This is a genomic window from Arenibacter latericius DSM 15913 (genome assembly GCF_000424985.1).
Classification (GTDB): Bacteria; Bacteroidota; Bacteroidia; order Flavobacteriales; family Flavobacteriaceae; genus Arenibacter; species Arenibacter latericius.
The window spans coordinates 15,012-36,254 of record NZ_KE384292.1 but is presented as its reverse complement, the minus strand read 5'-3'; the positions used below and the strand labels follow the sequence as shown (position 1 = coordinate 36,254).

At 37.8% G+C, this 21,243-nt stretch carries 11 protein-coding genes; 6 read left to right on the top strand and 5 right to left on the bottom strand.

Annotated elements, in window-relative coordinates; all coding sequences use genetic code 11:
- Positions 1-77: 77 nt before the first annotated feature.
- The 5 genes from H344_RS20910 to H344_RS0119395 all read right to left on the bottom strand — a co-directional run bounded on the left by H344_RS20910 (position 78) and on the right by H344_RS0119395 (position 15,104).
- Positions 78-3,344: a VCBS repeat-containing protein gene (locus H344_RS20910; RefSeq protein WP_051254417.1), complete on the bottom strand. Its 3,267-nt coding sequence runs from the start codon at positions 3,342-3,344 to the stop codon at positions 78-80.
- Positions 3,331-6,726, bottom strand: coding sequence for a VCBS repeat-containing protein (locus tag H344_RS0119410; RefSeq protein ID WP_157378408.1), 3,396 nt, complete (start codon positions 6,724-6,726; stop codon positions 3,331-3,333). The genes H344_RS20910 and H344_RS0119410 overlap by 14 nt, the downstream gene beginning before the upstream one ends.
- 97 nt (positions 6,727-6,823) lie before the next feature.
- Positions 6,824-8,320 (bottom strand): SusD/RagB family nutrient-binding outer membrane lipoprotein, encoded by a 1,497-nt coding sequence (locus H344_RS0119405; protein ID WP_051254416.1) that lies wholly within the window; start codon positions 8,318-8,320, stop codon positions 6,824-6,826.
- Between the two features lie 22 nt (positions 8,321-8,342).
- The gene (locus H344_RS0119400; RefSeq protein WP_051254415.1) at positions 8,343-11,552 is read right to left on the bottom strand and encodes a SusC/RagA family TonB-linked outer membrane protein; all 3,210 of its coding nucleotides are present in this window, start codon (positions 11,550-11,552) and stop codon (positions 8,343-8,345) included.
- A gap of 903 nt (positions 11,553-12,455) precedes the next feature.
- The gene (locus H344_RS0119395) at positions 12,456-15,104 is read right to left on the bottom strand and encodes a DUF7133 domain-containing protein (RefSeq protein WP_026811777.1); all 2,649 of its coding nucleotides are present in this window, start codon (positions 15,102-15,104) and stop codon (positions 12,456-12,458) included.
- 388 nt (positions 15,105-15,492) lie between these two features.
- On the opposite strand from H344_RS0119395, the gene ccoS reads away from it, so the two are divergent.
- The 6 genes from ccoS to H344_RS0119365 all read left to right on the top strand — a co-directional run bounded on the left by ccoS (position 15,493) and on the right by H344_RS0119365 (position 21,224).
- A complete protein-coding gene (ccoS, locus tag H344_RS0119390; protein WP_026811776.1) occupies positions 15,493-15,702 on the top strand; it encodes a cbb3-type cytochrome oxidase assembly protein CcoS in 210 nt (69 codons plus the stop codon).
- 2 nt (positions 15,703-15,704) lie between these two features.
- The gene (gene ccoN / locus H344_RS0119385; protein ID WP_026811775.1) at positions 15,705-17,903 is read left to right on the top strand and encodes a cytochrome-c oxidase, cbb3-type subunit I; all 2,199 of its coding nucleotides are present in this window, start codon (positions 15,705-15,707) and stop codon (positions 17,901-17,903) included.
- Between the two features lie 6 nt (positions 17,904-17,909).
- The gene (locus H344_RS0119380; protein ID WP_026811774.1) at positions 17,910-18,089 is read left to right on the top strand and encodes a CcoQ/FixQ family Cbb3-type cytochrome c oxidase assembly chaperone; all 180 of its coding nucleotides are present in this window, start codon (positions 17,910-17,912) and stop codon (positions 18,087-18,089) included.
- A gap of 101 nt (positions 18,090-18,190) precedes the next feature.
- Positions 18,191-19,072, top strand: a complete 882-nt coding sequence (locus H344_RS0119375) for a cbb3-type cytochrome c oxidase N-terminal domain-containing protein (RefSeq protein WP_026811773.1) — start codon at positions 18,191-18,193, stop codon at positions 19,070-19,072.
- A 203-nt stretch (positions 19,073-19,275) separates the two neighbouring features.
- A complete protein-coding gene (ccoG, locus tag H344_RS0119370) occupies positions 19,276-20,694 on the top strand; it encodes a cytochrome c oxidase accessory protein CcoG (protein ID WP_026811772.1) in 1,419 nt (472 codons plus the stop codon).
- 83 nt (positions 20,695-20,777) lie between these two features.
- Positions 20,778-21,224, top strand: a complete 447-nt coding sequence (locus H344_RS0119365) for a FixH family protein (RefSeq protein ID WP_026811771.1) — start codon at positions 20,778-20,780, stop codon at positions 21,222-21,224.
- Positions 21,225-21,243: the final 19 nt, after the last annotated feature.

Here is a 21,243-nt window from a genome sequence, read left to right as displayed (position 1 = left end):
ATTTGATTTTTAGACACTTAAATATACTAAATTTCCGCTTTTTCTATGGTGTAAAAACCCAATAATAATCGAAATTCTTACGTCGAACTCAGGTTTGTAAATCCACATTTCCCATCTCCTTTTAAAAACAGCCCGATCCCTGCATCGTTACGCGGAGTTTCAACCTCTGATCCATACATATTTCCAGCTAGGATAATATCTAAATTCCCATCAGCATCTACATCGTCAATTATAATATCATTAATACTGGATACCTGCGCCTCTATTGGTAATTCATGAATTCTAAAATTTCCATCCTCCAAATTCTCTACTACAATACTTTGGAACATATGAGCTTTATACTCAAGAGATTTACTCAATTGTTCTTCTCCATAAACTTCGCTAAGCGACGCGGAGGCGAAGGTATCGTAATTAGGAAATATTTTCTTTAATCCAGGGATTTGTTGGGAAGAGCAAGATCTACCTCTTAATGGATAGTGTTCCCCGTAATTATAGTACCCAAGAACAATATCGTTTTTCCCATTTTGATCAAAATCTCCGTAATTAACAGTGAACGGTTCCTCTGGGTTGGCTTTATATTTATAATTGAGTCCTAGATTTCCCATAACATAATCATCATCCCCGTCTCCATCTAAATCAGCTGCTTTGATACTAAACCACCATCCTGTAGTATTTTGAAGAGAAGCTGGTAAGGCAATCTTTTTAAAAACTCCTTCTTTATTTTCAATTATAGTTATTGGCATCCACTCCCCAACCACTATAAGATCTAGATCCCCATCATTATCATAATCTGTCCAGGAAGCATCCGTTACCATACCCAAATCTATTAGGTCATTTATAACAACTTTCTCAAACTTAAGCTCTCCAGTTTCCTTCCAAGTATTTTTTAACAGGTGACTTTCAGTTGGTTCCGGATAATGTCCAGGCACTTGTCTGCCACCAACAAATAGATCCATATCGCCATCATTATCATAATCGGCCATAATTACTCTAGAGCCACTAGTAGTTAATTTAGGTAAAGCAGAATTTAACAAGGAAAAATTTCCGTTGCCATCGTTAATATATAATCGGTCTTGGTACAGGTCTATTCCCTTATCGTATTCATTACCACCACTCACCACATACAAATCTAAATCCCCATCCATATCTACATCTATAAATTGGGCTCCCATATCTTCATGAAAAGGATACCCAGCAAAGGTCTCCGATCCTGTTTGGGTAAATGTTCCATTCTTATATTGGAGGAAGATACTTCCACTTTTCCCTACTGCCCCGCCAACAAAAAAGTCCTCCAAACCATCGCCATTTACATCACCTACAGCGAGTCCGGGACCAAAGGCAGACATCTTATGAGGTAATAAAACCTCTCTATCAAAATCATTATAGTCATTTTCCTGATGCATGTAATCTAAACCTACTTCCTTGGAAACCTCTTTAAAAAAAGGGTTTTTAGTAATTTTTGTCTTATTTACTGGTGTTATTTTTAATTTTTCCCGATCGAGGATAAGGGTCTGATTTGGTTTAATTTTATGTATAACTGAACTACCTCCATCATACCAAGAAATCTCCAAACTATCTATTTTCTTAGTATTTCCCAATCCAAAATGAATAAGGCTTTCACTACTAGAATAAAACCCTCTAGCACTTGTTAACTCCCCTATCTGTATACCTCCATCATAATAGATATTGGCCCTAGTACCAAAGAAACTCTTGTGTTTATTTCCGTCTGTAAATTTTATATTGAGGTAATTATTCTTTGATAATTTATTGGAATTGTTTTCATAGATAAAGGCTATATCATCTACATTATTCACCACTAAATCCAAATCTCCATCGTTATCCAGATCCCCATAAGCGGCGCCTGAAGAGAATGAAGGTTGGTCTATTCCCCACTCTTTGGCGGTTTTCTCAAAATCTAATCCTCCCATGTTTTTAAACACATAGTTTGGAATTTTTTCTGAAGGAAAAAAAGCCAAAATACTGTCCAAGGATACCAACTCTCTAAGTTCTGCTAAGTTAGCTGAAACATTCTTAATTTGGTATTCAGCTGCTACCCTAGCTAAATAGGCATCAATATTCTTAAGGGCATCTGTATTCCTAATATCTTTTTTAATGCCGTTGGTAACATACAAATCTTTAAAACCGTTGTTATCAAAATCAGCAAATATCGCAGACCAGCTCCAATCTGTGTTAGACATCCCCGCCAATTGACCAATTTCACTAAAACGTAGATTCCCATCTGCATCGGCACCATTATTCAACTGCAGGGTATTGAACATATATTGATAATGCCCACCAAGATTTACAATGTTCCAGAATTCTTGCGGATTCATTCCCCCCATATTTGCTTTAAGCCTATAGTTGTCCTCTGCTACCATATCAACCACAGCTAGGTCTAATAACCCATCGTTATTAATATCCCCAACGTCTGCACCCATACTAAAAAATGAAATGTGCTTTAGGTATTCATTGGCCTTATTGGTAAAGGTTCCGTCTCCATTGTTTATATAGAAGAAATCTGGCCCTTCATAGTCATTGGCTACATAGAGATCTGGCCATTGATCATTATTAAAGTCGCCCACTACAGAGCTGAGGCCGTAGCCCACATTCTCTAGTCCTACTGCTGTTGTAATATCCTTAAAACCTGCTCCATTATTCTCTAAGAACCGATAGGTTAGCTCCGGACTAAGCCAGTTTCTACCTTTAAGCGGAGATAATAAAGAAGGATTTGGGGGTTGATTTATGAGAAATAGGTCGAAATCCCCATCTTTATCAAAATCAAAGAAATTAGCATGAATCGCTCTAAAAGGATCGTTTAAATTATATTCCCTTGCCGATTCTGTAAACGTTAGGTCACCATTATTAATGTATAGTTCATTTACTCTTAGTTCTGGATTATCGTCAAACAAGTTCTTGCTTACATAGATGTCCTTGTAGCCATCCCCATTTACATCTACCATATTTACCCCCATAGACCATCCACCTCTATCTAATATTCCCGCTGATTTGCTAATGTCCTTAAACTGCATATTACCTAGGTTTAAATACAACCTATCCGCTACTTGATTGCCGGCAAAATAAATATCTGGCAAGCCATCATTATTAATATCCTCTATTGCTACACCAGCACCATTATAAAACAATTCATAAATAAGGGCATTGGCCTCATAGGTATCTGTAACCGTATTATTAAAATCTATACCAGTTCTAGAACTAGGTAATAGTGAAAACAGTTTTTCTGGTCCATCCTTCTTGTGAGGGGATTGGGCATAAACAAAATTAATTCCTAAAGAGAAAAGTGCGAATCCAAAGGCAATGTATATCCACTTTTTATTGTTCTTCATGCGCGTTTGATTTTCCATTTATTCTAACCCATTCCATTTCGCCATTATTAACAGCACTTATTATCATTTTATTCTCTGGTGTGTTTATCCGCTTTAATTTCTGAACGTCTCCTCTTAGAAACAAGCCACTTTCGGTTGGCAATAACGGAGTAAACTCACCTTTACCATCCCCTTTTAGAAAGATACCCACACCAGCATCGTTTCTTGTAGTTTCTATTTCCACGGGATACATATTACCAGCCAGTAGGATATCTTTATTACCATCCCCATCAAAATCTTCAAGAAGTATAGCATCTACATTAGAAATCTGTGCTTCCTTGGGAAGTGCTTTCATACTAAACTTTCTATTCCCTTTATTTTCAAAATAGGCAGTGGCAAAAGTTTTTGCAGAATAGTGTAATGCAGTCTGTAGGTTATCCTCCCCGTAAACCTCAGTTAAATTGGCAGACGCAAAAACATCATAGCTCTGGAACCGCTTCGCAATCATTGGTATTTGTTCTGCAGAACAAGACCTACCCCGGAGCGGGAACTGCTCCCCAAAATTGTAATAACTAAGTACAATATCTTTAGAACCATTTTCATCAAAGTCACTATAATGTACCTCAAAAGGAGTTTCTTCGCTAGCTTTGTACTTATAATTTAGCCCTAAATTTCCGGCAACAAGATCTAAATCTCCATCATTATCCATATCAGCAGCTTCCAAACTATACCACCATCCCACGGTATCTTGCATTCCTAGGGAGTCCGTTACATTTATAAATTTACTCCCCGTATTTTTAATAAAAGTAATGGGCATCCATTCACCGGTTAGGACAAGATCTGTATTACCATCCCCATCAAAATCCATCCACACTGCATCGGTAACCATACCTATATCTAATAAATCTTTGGCCACATTGCGAGTAACATCTTTAAAGGCCCCTTTATTATTTTTCAATATCCTACTGCTTACTGGAGAGGGGTAGTCCCAAGGCATATGTCTTCCTCCTACAAATAAGTCTAGATATCCGTCATTATCATAATCAAAGGCACGCACTACTGATCCGCTTTCTGTAAAATAGGGGAGTTTATTTTTAGTAGGTTCAAAATTCCCCTTTCCATCATTAATGTATAGTCTATCTTGGTAATAATGGGAATTGGGTTCCCATTCATTTCCACCGCTAACAACGTACAGATCTAGGTCCCCATCATTGTCCATATCAAAAAATATGGCATCCAAATCCTCATATCTAGCAGCATCCTTCCAAGTCTTACTTTCTACTTTCGTAAATTCCCCTGCCTGATTTTGCAAGAATAAAACCGGTTCAAAACCAGCAGCGCCCCCAATAAATACATCTTCCAAACCATCTCCATTAACATCACCAACTGCTAAAGCAGGTCCAAATTGGGACTGTTTATGTGGCAACAAAACTTGAAGGTCAAAATCATTAAATTTATTCTCTATATGTTTAAACTGAATACCTTCTATTGAACTAAACAATAATTCTTTCTTAGTGGGAGGATCAGGGATTAGCTGATTAGCATCGCCTAGATCAATAGTGAGAAGCTGATTTGGCTCCACATCGGTATAAATACTTACTTTCCTATTAGGCCAAGTTACTTTTAAGGTGTCAATTGCTTTATTTTCGGAGAATCCGAAATGGGCAATTTGTTCACTAGTAGAATACATTCCTCGAACACTAGTAAACTCATACAGCTGTTTTAATTTTCCTTGAACGGATTCTACTCTTGCTCCTAGCATTGGAGTATTATTTTCTTTATCCGTCAGGTTTATCCTTAGGTAATTCTGCCCTTCATTTTTCTCACTATTATTACGGTAAATAAATGCCAGATCGTTTACATTATTCACTACTAGATCCAAATCACCATCATTATCTAAATCTACATAGGCACAACCAGCAGAGAACGATTTCTGTGATAAGCCCCAATCTTCTGACATTTTATCGAAGATCATTCCGTCCTTATTTTTAAAGGCATAATTAGACAATCTAACGGATGGGATGTGGTCTAGGGCTTCATCGAGATTAAGAATATCCCAAAGAGAAACATCTCCTGCATTGGGATTGCTTTTAACAAAGTCATTAGCGATATTGGTAATATAATTTCCCACTGCCTTATCTGAATCCGTATTCCTTATATCTCGTAAAAGTCCGTTAGTTACATAGATATCTTTTAACCCATCGTTATCAAAATCGGCTATTACATTAGACCAGCTCCAATCTGTACTAGACACGCCTGCAATTTGTGCTATATCACTGAATTGGGGTACCCCTGAAAAAACTCCCTGATTTAACTGCAGGGTGTTATACATATATTGATAATGGCCTCCATTATTTACTATATTCCAAAAGGAATCTGGGTTCATTCCGCTCATATTGGATTTTATACGGAAATTATCCTCAGCCACCATATCAACAACCATAAGATCTAGAAATCCATCGTTATTAATATCTGCAGCATCGACTCCCATACTAAAATAGGAAATATGCTTTAAAGAGGTATCTATGGTATTGGTAAAGGTTCCATCGGCATTATTTATAAAAAGGACATCTGGTGGACCAAAATCATGAGCAATGTAAATATCTGGCCAACCATCATTATTAGCGTCTAAAATAGAAACACTATTGGCATTACCCAGCTTTAAGACTCCTGCTTCTACAGTAACATCTGTAAAACTTTTATTTCCATTATTTCTATACAATCTAGGGGCAAATCTTTCTTGATTACGATCTACGTCGTACAATTCTGAATAGTTCCCAGGGTTGGGAGGGTGATTTAGAAGAAATATATCTAACAGCCCATCTTTATTATAATCTAAGAAAGTAGCATGTCTTGTTCTTTCGCTGTTATCCAATCCATACTCCGCAGCAGATTCTTTAAAGGTAATCTTACCATCGGGGTTGTCTTTAGTGGTATTTATAAATAGTTTATTTCTTCTAATCTCAGGGTTGCCATCGTACAGTTCCCGGGTCACATAAATATCGAGCCAACCATCATTATCAATATCTCCAACGATAACACCGGAAGACCAGCCGCCATTATCTTCAATACCTGCAGCTTGGGTAATATCCTCAAACTGCATATCCCCATTATTTTGGTATAACCGATCACTCACCAAGTTACCTGCAAAATAAATATCTTGAAGTCCATCCTTATTAAAATCTCCTACACCTACTCCTGCACCGCCGTAAAAATTAGAGTAGATAAGGATATTACTCTCTTTGGTATCCTTTATGGTATTTTGAAAAGTTATCCCCGTGGAAGAAGCGTCTAAAAGCGTAAATAGCTTCTCTTTCTGAGCATTAGATTGTTGGGTTAAGAATAGTAGTATGGTTAGTATATATAACCAAGAATGGGTGGTTGATTCATTAGTCTTCATCATAATAAACCTAGTAAATAAAAATAAAACAAAGGAGGGTTTCCCCTCCTTTATTAAATTAAATTAAAATAAACATAGTAATGTGATTAGAATATAAATTCTATTGTTTATCCCACCATACTCGGGTAGTATAGGTGTTAGGCCCTTGATTGGCTATGGCTGCATTTACATTTTCTGCATTAATTGTAAATTCTACCAAAGGATATTTCATTCTTCTTGCTATAGTTCCTCCTGTAGCATTTCCTGGATAATTTACGGGTGTTAAAACAGGATATTCTACTCGCCTCCAATTTGCATATGCTTCCAAAGGATTTAAAAAAGTAGCTGCCCAATATTGCTCACCAATCATTTCCATCCCATTGGCTTCATCAAATGGATTAGCCGCTAAATATGTATCAACTTCTGCCGTTGTGGGTGCATCTACACCATAAAAACTCCAGTTTGCCATGGCAGCATGCACACCTTTATTGTAGTGTACTTCCGCATCGCCAGTATACCATCCTCTTAAGGCAGCCTCTGCCAACATTAATTCTACTTCTGCATAGGTAATATACATTGATGGTGAATCTCGCTGCACCAAGTCTTGGTTAACCTGTGAGTAGTCTAATAAGTCTCCTCCAGCAGGTCCATCCGTTATAAGGGTTGAAGGGTCTAATCCATTAGGCAGTCCCTGATGAGGAGCACCAGACTCTACCCAGGATAATAGCTCTAATCTAGGGTCGTCATTTTCTTGCATCCAACCAACGAAAGTATCACTTAATCTCATGAACTTATCTACCACAAATGAATAACCGATTGGACTTTCAACCCCACCTTCTTCGTGTTCAATTTTCGCCAAGTCATCTAACTGGGTCATAACACCACCTGCTATGGCTTTCTTCACCCAGGCTTCGGAAGAAGAAGGATCTGCTTTAGACATTCTAAGTCCTAATCTAAGCATTAGGGAGTACGACAATTTTTTCCATTTTGTAAGATCGCCATTATAAATAACATCCTGACTACCTGGGCTTTCTGCAGATGCGGTCAATTGCATTGCGGCAGTTTCCAATTCGTTTAACATACTTGTATATATGTCTTGCTGACGGTCGTATGCCGGGAACCAAGTATTGGTTAAATATCCTTGACCAGCTTCGGAGTAGGGAATATCCCCATAAAGATCGGTTACCTTATGGAAAGAAATAACCTTCATAATGCGTCCTATAGCGTTGTAATTCACTGCTGCAGGATCTTCAGCACTACGTGTCACAAAGTCTATTACATCTTTGGCTTCATTTACCCAATATTCATCAAATACTGCATAGCTATAATCGATGAAATCTATGTATTTATCTCCTGGCAAAAGATTGGTCGCAATATTAACATCGGCCAACTGTTGAACGGAGGAGGATGCCCATCCTAGACCTACTCTACGCATTTCATATTGTGCACCAGCGGCTTTTAATTGTATATCAGTGAGCTGAAGCCCAAGGGGCAAGTCTGCTATTACATTTGGATTTTCATTCAATTCTGCCAGATCATCTGCACAAGAGGTGAAGGAGATAGCCGAAATCGCAACAAAAAAGCAAGCAATCTTTATGTTGATTTTATTTATTTTCATAATACTATTTTTTTATTAATTACTAAAAAGTAAGGTTCACGTTAACTCCAAATGAACTAGACTGTGGCATAGCAAAGAAATCTAATCCCTGTGCGTTGCCAGAAGTATAACTAGATTCTGGATCTATATTATCAACGTTAGAGTGAATCAACCAAAGGTTTCTTCCTACTAGAGATACGTTGGCCTTACTAATAAAAGTCTTTGCCAATATTTTAGATGGAATATGATAGCCTAGAGTTATTTCTCTTAATTTTATAAAGCCGGCATCATAAATAAACTCCTCTGCAATGTCATTATATATTTTCTCATAATAATCTCTTATGCCGCTTGCAGGTATTATGCCAATTCCATTTTCACGACCTACCAAGGTGTTCTTATGAATACCTCTTCGGTAAAATTGCGCCATGGTTCCACTGTGTCCTACAGCTCCATCCTTCATATCTAGCAAAAAGCCTAATGAAAAATCTTTGTATCTAAAATTATTTTGCAATCCTGCATTAAAAGGGTGAACACCAGTACCAAAAGCTACTGTACCTGCATCTACATCTACTTGTGGCAATCCGTTATCATCTAGGTCTATTTCTCCATTTGCATCTCTAAGGTAAGTGGTCCCTGTTATTTGTCCAAAAGGCTTTCCTTCTATATGGGTTACCCAAGCGTGCCTAGCTCTACTTAGTCCGATATTAAAGCGTTCCTCATCATTTTCGGGATCGACTAAACTAACCACTTTACTTTTATTATAACTCATATTAAAAGAAACATCCCATTTAAAATTTTGAGTCATTACCGGAGTACCTGTTAGCAACAATTCTACTCCTTTATTGGTAAGTTCACCAACATTCACCACTGTAGACCAGTAGCCAGAGGTATAAGAAATACCTGCATTTAATATATCATCTTCAGTTTTCTTATCGTAGTAGGAGAAGTCTATTCCTAATCTATTTTTCAAAAACTGCATGTTAAATCCTAGTTCTAACTCCGTTACCAATAATGGATTAAGATTAGCATTTCTTACTGAGCCACCGCTTATAGAGCCACGAGGAACTCCAAGTTGCGCTCTACCCAAACTATAGTTCTGGTTTAAGGAATAGGCGCCGATGTCACCTACACTACCGACCTGTGCCCAAGAGGTCCTAACCTTTAGGAAGTCTATTGCCTCTGGCAAGGTTAACACATCTGATAACACTGCACTTAATCCTACTGAAGGGTAAAAAACATCTCTACCATCTAATACTGAGAACCAATCATTTCTTGCAGATCCCGTTAAGAACAACCAGTTATCATATGAAATCTCTGCTTGTCCATAAACAGAATGAGAGCCTAATTTTGAGAAAGAACTACCTCCACCGTTATTAATACCATTTGCGATAGAATAGAAAAATGGCAATGCAAAATTATTTCCAGATGCAGAAGTTCCATCTTCCTGCAATCTCATTTTATTTGCCCCGGCCAAAAAATCATAGGCAATCCCATTGTCAAATTCGTGACGGGAACCTATCATAATATCGAAGTTGGACTGTTGGTATTTATATTGTCCTTGACTCATACCCCCGTCTATATTATGTCCTGTTCCGGTAGGGTTAACACTTTCGGTTAGACGATCGGATTGATCAATACCGGCTCTACCTTTTACATAGGCCCACTCGTTAATATCATATTGAATGGAAGCACTTGCAATAAGTCGGTTTTTAGATTCCATATCTGTCTGTTGATAAGCTGCCCAATATGGGTTTTGCATCCATATGGAGCTCGTAGGCAACAATTCATAGCCTTTTTTCCCCATTGTGGCACCATATAAATCCGTGGCATCTTCTGGATTTGCCCCTAATCTGTTAGGATCCCCTTTTAAGTCCAAGATATTTGTTGTTACTGGCAACTGCCATACGGTATAGTGAGCATTTCCTGGAGAATCGGCCAATTGAGACCTGTTTTTCACATCCTGTAAAATATACTGTGCACTTGATTGAAAAGAAAGTTTATCATTTAATGCTTTACCATGCAGATTAGCACTATAGGTCTGTCTTTTCATTCCTGAATTAGGAAGAATACTCTCGTTTTCCATATTGGAAGCAGAAAATCTATAACCAATATCTGCAGAACCACCACTTAAGGCAACCGTGTTTGTAGCTGTACTTCCGGTTCTATAAAATTTATCAAAATTATCCCCGGCATAAGAATAGGGTCTACTTACCCCATCAAATTGTACTACGCTAGATCCATCTAATTTAGCACCCCAAGAAAACTCTCCAGCATCCCAAGCTTCAGATTGCGTTGTAGGTTTTTGGCCTAGAAGCCCAGATCCATATTCTTTTTGAAGATCCAAATGATTGATTGCATTTTCCATAACGAAGTTAGAATTCACTTCTATCTGTAGTCCTTGATTGGTTTTACCTCTTTTGGTGGTTATAAGTATAACCCCGTTAGAAGCCTGAGACCCATAAAGTGCTGCTGCCGAATTTCCTTTTAATACGGACATGGATTCTATATCGTCTGGGTTGATATTACCTATACCATCCCCTCCATCTTGTCCGCCCCATTCACCAGCTGAACCTCTATTTGTGTTATCGATAGGAATACCGTCTATAACATACAATGGTTGGTTATTCCCAGTTAAGGAAGAGTTACCACGAATTAATACTCGTGATGTTCCTGCAGGTCCTGATGCCGTTCTAGAAACATTCACCCCCGCTACTTTACCAGCCAAACTGTTGGCTATGTTTGTTTCCCTAGCCTCGGTGAACTCGTCCCCCCCAACCTTAGAAACTGAATACGCCAGGGATCTTTTTGATCTTTCAATACCTAAGGCTGTAACTACAACCTCATCTAAGGTATTTGCAGATTCTTTTAAAATAATATCTATTTCTGTTCTTCCTGCAATAGCAATAGTTTGGGTTTCATAACCTATAAAAGAAATAGACAGTTTTGCAGCATTTTCTGGTACGGCAATGCTGTAGTTACCATCAAAATCTGATGTTGTACCAATTAAAGTGCCTTCTACCAAAACTGTAGCACCAGGCATTGGCACATTGTTCTCATCCAAAATAGTACCTGTAACAATATTATCCTGAATAGTACCTACCGTTAGACTTTTAAACGTCCTAGGCTCCTTAGTAACGTTTGCTTGCATCATACTTGCAAAAAGCACAAATAAGGAAAGTGCAAAGCACGTTGGTAATTGGTAATTTTTAGGCTTCTTAAATAAAAAAAGCCTAAACTTTCTAAGTTTTCGCATACTTGGTTGGTTTTAATTGATTATTAGTTAAAACATATTACACTCTTTTTTCAAGAAAAATAGTATTCTCTTTAAGTGCCATAATTCTTGGAAAGAACGGAACATGAAATGATCATAAGCAATATTACCTATTAGAATAGCTCTCCTGTTAGAACAGAATCAAAAAAGTATAACATAGTTTCGAGGTGCTAACACAGTTTCTAGGGGGTTTAACACAGATTCGGAATCCTATGGAGCTAGTACTGTATTAGGGTTGTCTACAAAGTACATTACCTAACTACCTATAGTCTAGGGGTCCAAAGCAATTGAGATTAGAAGCAAATTCTTTGTTTAAATGGTATGGTCTTAATCTTTAAAATAACAAATGACTTAACAGTACCTGAAGGTATACCAACACCTTTTCACATACCTAAAGAAGGGTTTATTTTGATAATAAAGTGGTTGTAACCAATAGATAAATAGGAATAAAACTATATCATGATATACTATAAGTGTCTAATTAGAATATTAGTTAATTATTTATAAGAAGTGTATCATTACTATCAACCAAATTGATTCCGAAAACATAGTTTTTTATATAGTTGTGATTTTGTCCTCACGATTAGATTTTTCAATGCTATTATTTAAAACATCGAAGTTTAAATTAAACTAATTTTTTGACATTGATTACGCTCAGTCACCGTATAAAACTAAATAGCTAAAGTTCGTGTTCTCGGGCCTGCCCGAGGGAGGGACTCAATACTAACTACAGCGGAAAGAGCGACCCGATAAGAAAACACCCAAAACAATCATCAGCTATATTTTATAACAACCACCCACCAAAAAAAGAAAAAAAAAGGAAGCAACCCCTTAAGATTGCTTCCTTTTATTATTTAGCCAATATACGTTTTGGCAAACGCTTTATTACTTCTGCTGCTCCAAGAATGCTATTAAAGAAGCAAATTCCTCATAACTAAGTGAGTTTACCAATCCGGCAGGCATCATAGAAGTTGGTAGTTCTTCCCTTTCGGCAATATCTGATTTTTTAAGATCAGTAGCAATTCCTGCAATATTGCGTATGGTTAGATCTGTAGCCGATTCTGCCGTTACAAACCCTACATGGATATCACCACCTTTGGTCTCTATTTTTACTGTGGAGAACCCTTGAGATATAGAAGCGTTTGGTTTTAAGATAGACTCTGCTATCTGCTCTCTATTCATAATAGAACCAATCTGCCCCATAAAAGGCCCTTTCATCACCTCATCGGTACTAATACTGTGGCACGCAAAGCAACCTTGACTTGCATAAATTTTCTTCCCACTTTCTGGATCACCCTTAATTTGCTTAAGTGCAATCATGATGTCCTCTATAGACGCCTCACCTACTTGTCCTTTTTTATTCTTAATCTTATCGAAGTCCACTATAGGCATATCTTCTTTTGGTTCTCTTTTCTTCAAGATTCCAAATTCTTCTATCCCCAATCTGTACTTACTATTAAGCTCGGCATATAGATCTTTCTTTTCTTCTGCCGTATTTTCCCATTCTTTAGTTAGGAAGTCGCCAATAACTGATGTGTATTCCCATTCTACAGTTTTGTAGTAAGGTCCGTGAGTATCTGGTCTTGTACTCCACCACCAAGAGGTATCATAAGGCGCTTCTTGATGATAAAGTCGCGCTAAAGAATTACTAATATTCTCTTTAACTACCTCATCATTGGTTTCCTTATAGGCCTTAATTAGTCCGTCTACCACCTTTGGCGAATGCATATAACGTGTAGTCCAAAGCGCTAAATCCTTATTCTTAGTATTTAAAGCCTCTACAACAGCGTCTTCTGCATTTATTGCTACAAGCGCTTTAACAGCCAAATGTGGAAGTAGGATCTCTGAATTAGGTGTAGCGTGAGGTCCTTCACTCCCTAAGGTTGGAGCTCTAAAAGAATTAGGAACTGGAACTTCTAATAAATGTTGAGCAAGTTCTTTTCTACCCAATCTTCCTAGACCCACAATTGCAGCGGCCTTCACACGATCTGAATCAGATTTCAATGCTTCTATAAATGGTTCTGATGGTACATTCTCCACAATTCCCTTACGGTCTGCCAATGCTCTTAGAGCAAATTCCTGAACTGCTGAATCTTTAGTTAGGGATACTAAATCTTCTACACCAGAAGCTCCGGTTAATTGAGCGTAAGTAAAAATAGCTGCAGAACGCACCTCTAAAGATAATGAGCTATCCTTTGCTAATTTTAAAACACCACTTGCACCTTTACCTCTTTTGATTAATTCGTATTGTGCACTTAGTCTAGATTTAGCATTTCCAGATTTCAATAAGTTCACTAAACTCTTAGTCCAATAGATATTTTCCACATTAGGAAAAGGCTTATGTTCTAAATTTTCAGGAGTTACTCTTACGATATATCCTTTATCCGGGCTACCAGAATATCCTGCACCGTCCCATGCAGATAGGTACATTACACCAGAAGCATCTACATCTAGATCCGTAATCTGTGGCAATCTTATAAACTTCTCTTCATTTTGTGTAAAACTAGCTTTATCTTCAGTAACCCTATGGATATATAGTTCGCTACGTCCCCAGTCTGCCATCATAGGCACATTGTTATATTTTTCTGGCCAACGATCATCGTTCATAAACAAAGCACCAGTTCCAGAACCACCTCCAACATCTACTAAGGCTGGAATAATTTCTTCGGTAAAATGTTTAAAAAGCATAGGATACCCATACTCTCCCGTTTGCATTTGATGTGAGAATCTAACGTTCCATCCCCCTCCATCATTGGTATTTCCTCTAGTAAAGATATTCATAAATGGATCGATAGCAACATCGTAAATATTCCTCAATCCATGGGTATATACTTCCATTTCTGTACCATCTGGCCTTACTCGAAGCACACCACCACCTAACATAGTAAGCTGAGTACCATCACGATCGGTAGCGTTATGGAATCCAAAATCACCAACAGCGATATAGATCCATCCATCAATTCCCATTTGAATTCCGTTGGTAGCATGGTCTGTACCTCTTTCTCGTAGGTATTTAGAGTTACTTAGGTTCTTGATCAATACTTTTGCAGGACCGTCGGCTATTCCGTCTTTATCTAAATCCTCAAAAACAATCAAGTCCATATTATCGGCCTTTCCTGTTTCTTCGGTAAAGGTGGTATGCAAAACAAAAACTTGATCTCCAATCGGTAAGATTCCCCTTGGGTTATCTACTTCAGCAAATTTAGTATGAGAGTCCATTACTCCATCGTTATTACAATCTACCAAACGCTTAATAAATCCTTTCCCCATATCTTTACCCAAAGAGCCCATCATATCTACACCTACAAATACTTCTCCTGTAGCTGCAACCGCCATACAAGCTGGACTTGGGGTAAGATCTGGACCGGCAAATCCTGTTATTTTTAAATCCTTTGGCCAATTAAAAGCCTGGGCCAAAGAATCTGCCATGGGGTAATCAATGACCTCACTACTTGGGGCACATGGGACTTTATCTTCCCCACAACTGACAACAAGCAGCCCCAATAATAAAAAAATACCAATTTTCTGAAACATAGTTTACGCTATTAACCTAATTATTTTAACAATTACTTCATATTAAAAACCACGTGGTTAGCGGATTTTTAATAGGAAAGTGGCAAAACTAAAAATCTTTCGCATAAAATCTTTCAATTAGTGAAGTATATAGTGTTAAAATCAGCCCTCTAACATTATTCTTAAGAATTGTGATGAATAATTATTAATACCATAAGTACTACCAACCAACAGCACCCATTTTCTTCAACAACATAATCAGCTCAGAAACAATTAATTGTCATTTTTTTTTTAATGTCAGCTATATTTTGCAAAAAAAATGTTAATTTTCTAAAATTGCTAAAACCTGAGAAATGTCATATTATTACAAAAACAGCCTCTTTAGTTTTACGGCGAAATTCAGTTAAGAATGAGTGTTATTTACCTTTTATTAGCCCTAAGTATTTTAGTGGCTCTTGTTTTTTTTATCGCTTTTATAGTTTCAGTTAGAAGGGGGCAATATGACGATTCCTATACTCCATCTGTACGAATGCTATTTGAGGATGAATTAGTAAAGCACCCATCTGAGAAAAAGCCAAAAGAAAAATCTAACCAAATAAGTGAAAGTCAAATATTGTAATTATGGAAGTACAGCAGTTCTATTACGATAATAAAATCGTAAAAAAATTCATTTATGCTACACTGTTTTGGGGAATTGTAGGAATGTCTGTCGGGCTTCTGCTCGCTCTTATGTTTCTTTTCCCAAACATTACCGATGGCATATCATGGTTAAGTTTTGGGCGATTACGTCCCTTACACACCAATGCCGTAATTTTTGCATTTGTAGGAAACGCCATTTTTGCGGGGGTTTATTATTCCACTCAGCGCCTCTTAAAAGCTAGAATGTATAGCGATGCATTAAGTAAATTAAACTTTTGGGGTTGGCAGGCCATTATCGTAGCAGCCGCTATTACCCTGCCATTGGGATACACCTCTACCAAAGAATATGCAGAATTAGAGTGGCCTATAGACATAGCCATTACAATTGTTTGGGTAGCTTTTGGTTGGAATCTTATTGGAACTATGCTTAGGAGAAGGCAACGTCACTTATATGTTGCCATTTGGTTCTATCTAGCCACCTTTGTAACTGTTGCTGTACTTCACATTTTCAATAGTTTATCCATTCCAGTAAGTGCTTTTAAAAGTTACTCTGTATATGCTGGGGTTCAAGATGCCTTAGTACAGTGGTGGTATGGACATAACGCTGTGGCATTCTTCTTAACCACACCTTTTCTAGGATTAATGTACTATTTTGTTCCAAAGGCTGCTAATAGACCTGTCTATTCCTATAGACTATCTATTGTACACTTCTGGTCGTTAATATTCATTTATATCTGGGCAGGGCCTCACCACTTGTTGTATTCATCTTTACCAGATTGGGCACAAAATTTAGGGGTAGCCTTCTCTATTATGTTATTAGCCCCCTCTTGGGGTGGGATGATCAACGGACTTTTAACCTTAAGAGGAGCTTGGGATAAGGTAAGGACAGATCCTGTTTTAAAATTTATGGTAGTTGCTATTACCGGATATGGGATGGCCACTTTTGAAGGTCCCATGTTATCTCTAAAGAACGTAAATGCTATTGCTCACTTTAGTGATTGGATTATAGCACACGTTCACGTAGGAGCTTTGGCATGGAACGGATTTATGGCCTTTGGTATGATATATTGGTTAGTACCTAGAATGTTTAAAACAAGATTACATTCCATACCCTTGGCAAACTTCCACTTTTGGCTTGGTACACTAGGTATTATATTATATGCACTACCTATGTATGTTGCTGGCTTTACACAAGCCTTAATGTGGAAAGAATTTAACCCTGATGGCACCTTGGTTTACGGAAACTTCTTAGAGACCGTAACCCAAATTATCCCCATGTATTGGATGCGTGCTATTGGAGGTAGTATGTACATTGCTGGAGCGCTGGTAATGATTTACAACTTAGTGATTACCGTAAAATCTGGTAGCAAAGTAGAAGACGAGTTAGCAGAGGCCCCGGCCTTAGCCCGAGTTTCCAAGAAAAGAACGGCAGGGGAGACTTGGCACACTTGGTTAGAGCGTAAGCCTATTCAGTTAACCATCTTAGCTACTATAGCAATATTAATTGGTGGTATTGTACAGATAGTTCCAACCATTCTGGTCAAATCTAATATTCCGACCATCTCTAGTGTAAAACCGTACACCCCATTAGAATTAGAAGGAAGGGACCTTTATATTAGGGAAGGTTGTGTAAGTTGTCACTCCCAAATGGTAAGACCTTTCCGAAGTGAAGTGGAGCGTTATGGGGAATATTCCAAAGCTGGGGAGTTTGTTTACGACCACCCATTCTTATGGGGTAGTAAACGTACTGGGCCAGATTTATTACGGGTAGGAGGAAAATACTCAGACAGTTGGCACTTTAACCATATGTACGATCCGCAATCTACCTCTTCGGGATCCATAATGCCGGCATATGCTTGGTTAATTAGGGATGAGCACGACCGAAGTAAAATTCAGAAAAAGATGGAGGTAATGGTTACACTAGGGGTTCCATATTCTGAGGAAGAAATTGCCAATGCTTTTGAACATATGGATCAGCAGGCAGCACAAATAGAGAAAAACCTATATACGGATCCCGATTTTGCAGCGAGCTACGAAGCCGATAAAAAGTATGCTGAAGAAAATGGAGAAGATTTTATAGAAATGAAAGATAGGGAGATTGTAGCTATGATTGCCTACCTACAACGTCTAGGAACCGATATAAAAATTAAGAATACGAACGAGGAAATTTCTCAAAATTAACAAGTCATGCTAAAATTCGTAAAAGGTTATATGGAAACCATCGATGGGATAGCTACTTATCCCATTATTTCCCTACTGATATTCTTTATCTTTTTTGCTGGCCTATTTTGGTGGGTATTTACTGCATCCAAAGAACACATTAAGGAAGTTAGCGAATTGCCGCTAGAAGATGATGATTTAAGATAGCAATATGAAACACATAGGCAGCGGTACTGCTAGCCTATGTTTTTCTTACCCTAATATGTAATAACAATTTCAACCTAAGAAAACCACTTAAAACAGTTAAGATGAAAAATACCTCACTATGGTGGATTAGAATTCCGCTAGTTTTCTTTCTAATCCTCGGATTGATGGAATACTTCGTAGAAACGGATGGATTACCAGCCGTATTGGAACATCCAGCACTATTAATTTTTATGGGAATAATCCTGTTTTTATTAATTGGAATAGAACTTATTTTAAGGTCCATAGAGAATGTTATGTTCCAAACCTTATCTCCTGAGGCTAAGGAGCGCTACCTAGAGGATAAAGCCTCTAAAGAAGGGAATAATTGGATAGCTCAACTTCGCGAGAAGATGATTCAGGAGAAAGCAATTGAAGAGGAACACGAAATTATCCTAGATCATAATTATGACGGTATTCAAGAATTAGATAACAATCTTCCGCCATGGTGGGTTTATCTATTTTATGCCTCAATAGTTTTCGCTATAGTTTACATGGCACGTTACCATGTGTTTGGTGGGGACACTCAGGATATGGAGTATGAAAGAGCCGTTGCAGAAGCTCAATTGGAAATAGAGGAGTATAAGAAAACCGCCAAGGGATTAGTAGATGCTAACACCGTAGAATTATTAACTGATGCTTCGGATATAAAAGCGGGAGAAGCAATCTACACTTCCAATTGCGTTGCTTGTCATATGGCAGATGGCGGTGGGGGAATTGGCCCTAATTTAACAGATGAGTATTGGATTCTAGGAGGTAGCATCAATGATGTTTTCAATACGGTTTCCGAAGGGGGACGTGCCGGTAAAGGAATGGTGGCCTGGAAACAAATGCTTAAGCCACTTGAAATAGCCCAAGTATCTAGTTACATCCTAACGGAACTGACTGGAACAACACCAGCCAATCCAAAAGAAGCAGAAGGGGAGATTTGGAAGGCAGACAATTAATTACAGTACCAACCTTTAGTATGGTGCTAAGTACAAATATAATAGTACTACAATAGTAGTAATTGGGTAGGTCTAGAACAGGGTTAAAAGGTACAAAACTATACTCATCACTTGTTCTAGTTGGATTTGCAATGAAGTATTAAGAGTAATTTTTAAAACCAAATTGCAACAAATATCCACTATTATAATACAGAATTACAAAGATGGCACAGGAGCAAAATAACTTTAGGGATTCCATAGGAACAATTAATGAAGAAGGAAAAAGAGCGTGGGTATTTCCCAAAAAGCCAAATGGTCGCTTTTATAAATACCGAAAATATGTAAGTTATGTGCTCTTAACATTCTTTTTATTGGCCCCATTTATAAAAATTAATGGGAACCAGTTTTTAATGTTCAATATTCTAGAGAGAAGGTTTAATATTTTTGGCTTCCCATTCTGGCCTCAAGATTTTTATCTTTTTGTAATTTCAATGATTATAGGGGTGGTATTTATTGCCCTGTTTACCGTTGCCTTTGGTCGTATTTTCTGTGGTTGGATATGCCCCCAAACTATTTTTATGGAAATGGTATTCAGGAGAATAGAATACTGGATAGATGGGGACCGAGGCGCACAAATACGTTTAGATAGGCAAGAGTGGAATGCTGAGAAAATAAGAAAACGTGTTCTTAAGTGGATTATCTTTTTCATCATCTCCTTTATTATTGCCAACGTATTCCTTGCTTATTTAATAGGCAGCGATAGGCTAATTCAGTATATCGCAGACGGCCCATTGGAACACCTGAGTACTATGCTCTCTCTTTTAATTTTTACAGGAGTATTTTATTTTATTTTTGCTTGGTTTAGGGAGCAGGTCTGTATTATTGCCTGTCCTTATGGCCGTATGCAAGGAGCTTTACTAGACAACAAATCCATTGTTGTCGCCTATGACCATAAACGTGGTGAAGCAGAGAAGGGAAGAAAAAAATTTAGAAAAGGTGAAGATCGTGCAGCAATGGGTCATGGAGACTGTATAGATTGTTTCCAATGCGTTAACGTTTGCCCTACCGGGATAGATATCAGAAATGGGACTCAATTAGAGTGTATTAACTGTACTGCCTGTATTGATGCCTGTGACGAGATAATGGAAAAGGTAAACCTCCCTAAAGGCCTTATACGATATGCTAGTGAGGATAATATTGAGAAAAAGGCCAAATTTAAGTTCACCCCCCGACTCAAAGGGTATACTGCTGTATTAGTGATTCTTACCGGCTTATTGATTGGAATGTTATTTTTGAGGAATGACTTAGAGGCCAATATTTTGCGATTACCCGGACAGTTGTATGAGCATAAGGAGGGCAACATCATTAGTAATGTATACACCTTTAAGGTGGTCAATAAAACAACTAGAGACATCCCAAATGTTACCTTTAAGTTATTGTCTCATAAAGGCACCATATCACTGGTTAGAAATGATAATTTTACTGTTCCTGCTCAGGAGCTAACTGAAGGAACCTTATTTATAGAAATAAACAATGCCGCATTAGATGGCGATAAAAACACCGTGAAAATTGGGGTATTTAGCGGGGAAGAACAAATTGAGACTACCTCAGCAAGATTTATGGCTCCAAGAAGTTACAGGTAGGATAATTAAGGTTACTGTGTTTAAAAGAACCATTTTATAAAAGGACCTCCCAACTATTTGGAGGTACAACTTAAAAAGAGGATATGAAAATTAATTGGGGAACTGGAATAGTATTAGCATTTATAGGGTTTATAAGTTTCATCCTATTTTTTGTGGTTAGCATGTTAATGGACGACAGGACCAATCATGATCTTGTTCGTGAGGATTACTATCAGGCAGAGATGGGCTTTCAAGAGGAATTGGATGCTGAAATAAATTCGCATAAAAATAATGTGGATCTAAAACTAGTAAGCACACCAGCAGGATTGCAGTTGGAGTTTCCAAAGGATTTAGACCAAGAAAAAATAACAGGAACAGTGTCGCTATACAGACTCTCTAACAAGCAGCTGGATTTTGATTTACCTATTACTTTATCAAACAACAACCTGCTGATCCCTAACAATCGTTTAGTAGCGGGTCGCTGGAATATTAAAGTGGCTTGGGAGCATAATGGGCAAGCCTATATGTTTAAGGACAAGATTACCTACTAACCTATTTCTAATTTATCTA

Coding starts and splice junctions, on each gene's coding strand:
- H344_RS20910 (WP_051254417.1), bottom strand. CDS start 3,344: ATGAAGAACAATAAAAAGTGGATATACATTGCCTTTGGATTCGCACTT.
- H344_RS0119410 (WP_157378408.1), bottom strand. CDS start 6,726: ATGATGAAGACTAATGAATCAACCACCCATTCTTGGTTATATATACTA.
- H344_RS0119405 (WP_051254416.1), bottom strand. CDS start 8,320: ATGAAAATAAATAAAATCAACATAAAGATTGCTTGCTTTTTTGTTGCG.
- H344_RS0119400 (WP_051254415.1), bottom strand. CDS start 11,552: ATGCGAAAACTTAGAAAGTTTAGGCTTTTTTTATTTAAGAAGCCTAAA.
- H344_RS0119395 (WP_026811777.1), bottom strand. CDS start 15,104: ATGTTTCAGAAAATTGGTATTTTTTTATTATTGGGGCTGCTTGTTGTC.
- ccoS (WP_026811776.1), top strand. CDS start 15,493: ATGAGTGTTATTTACCTTTTATTAGCCCTAAGTATTTTAGTGGCTCTT.
- ccoN (WP_026811775.1), top strand. CDS start 15,705: ATGGAAGTACAGCAGTTCTATTACGATAATAAAATCGTAAAAAAATTC.
- H344_RS0119380 (WP_026811774.1), top strand. CDS start 17,910: ATGCTAAAATTCGTAAAAGGTTATATGGAAACCATCGATGGGATAGCT.
- H344_RS0119375 (WP_026811773.1), top strand. CDS start 18,191: ATGAAAAATACCTCACTATGGTGGATTAGAATTCCGCTAGTTTTCTTT.
- ccoG (WP_026811772.1), top strand. CDS start 19,276: ATGGCACAGGAGCAAAATAACTTTAGGGATTCCATAGGAACAATTAAT.
- H344_RS0119365 (WP_026811771.1), top strand. CDS start 20,778: ATGAAAATTAATTGGGGAACTGGAATAGTATTAGCATTTATAGGGTTT.